The 1,462-nt window shown below is 37.5% G+C and carries 1 protein-coding gene; it reads left to right on the forward strand.

Going from position 1 to position 1,462, the window contains the following annotated elements:
- On the forward strand, positions 1 to 431 hold a 431-nt coding region (locus tag POTG_RS18650; RefSeq protein ID WP_036646221.1), incomplete at its 5' end, for a hypothetical protein.
- Between the last annotated feature and the right edge of the window lie 1,031 nt (positions 432 to 1,462).

Here is a 1,462-nt window from a genome sequence, read left to right on the forward strand (position 1 = left end):
ATATTAAACAAAAGCCTGCAAAAACTAAGGATCTTATTCAAGGTCTTCAGTGGATAGCTATGTCTTTCTTATTGGAGTTATACAAAGTATCAATGAAACAAGCTGTTAAGGAGCACACATTTAGTTATATTGCTAATTATCCGGAAAGATGTGAGACTAACCAACTGTATGATTTACAAAAACTTTTTGCATTAGAGTTTGAGGGAAGTGCTAACGATTTTGTAAATGCTGCGATAAAAATGAATGATGCTGCTAAGGAGCCCATACTTAAAGTTATGATAAAACGTCTTGTTGCGAATGCAGCCATCTTTAAAGAAATGGATTATAAAGAAACCCAGAGACTTAACGAGGCATTTTTTAAAAACAATCCTGCTTACCGTACAAAATCGATAATAAGCCGTCAAAGATACAGAAAAAGAAGGGGTGAATAACATGTTGGTCCTGCCCCAACTGGTCGTTCCCCGTTGTAAAAACGACCTATTTACAACGGGGGGGAAGGCATGTCATCTAGCCACGCTGATGTTATTCACCAATTTATATTATTCACTTCAGCATGTACCTTATACACAGAAATCAATTTCACATTCATCCTCGGTTCAAATAAGCGAACAAATGATCTTGCATTTTCTCCTCATAAGGTATATAATGGAATCAACTTAATAGCGAAGCTTTAAATTAAAATATGGAATTATTTAACAGTTCTAATATCCTCTTTTAAGAGGGTATTTTCTTTTAGCGACTAAATGGTGATACAATGAGCGAGATGTTAAGTAATGAAAGGAGAGGACTACGGTGGCTCGCAAATTAATTGAACATCTGAATGAGCGAGATTAGAACACTGCATATGATTTCCTTCGATACCTAATTGACCGTTCTGAGAAAAAGATGGGCTGGGATGAAATAAGCAGCCTGGAACCAGATAATGAACCGTTGAGCGACGAAGAACTGAGACAACTAAAAGCTCCGACCGAGTTTGTTTCAGGGGGGAAGCTAAGCGTGAGTTCGGACTACAAGTTGACTTACCATAAAGAAGCAATCAAGTATCTCTGTAAGCAGGAAACGGCGGTACGGTAGCGCATTACTCAAGGCCTAAATGATCAAGAAGAGATTATTTTTATAAGAGCGATAGATCGCGGCGATATATACAAAGATTTGTTTTAGCTCCACTAATTTCGGTTGGTGGGGCTTTTTGCATTTTATAGAAGCAAAGTAAAGGGGGGAGAATCAATTGAGTGAAAAGGATGCTTGGATTATAATGGAACTTATGTTGTGAACCGGATTTCTAGTATATAAAAAGGGCATGCGTGTGCCCCTAGATGTGAAAAGGAGATGATGATTTTGAAAAAGAGATTATCTTTATTATTGATGAGTGTTCTTATGGTATTTAGTTTTGCTGTATCCTATGTATCAGCAGCTAAAGTAGGGCTTGCTGAACAAGATTCGTTCCATTTACACCCAACGT

This window comes from Paenibacillus sp. oral taxon 786 str. D14 (genome assembly GCF_000159955.1).
GTDB classification, from domain to species: domain Bacteria; phylum Bacillota; class Bacilli; order Paenibacillales; family Paenibacillaceae; genus Fontibacillus; species Fontibacillus phoenicis.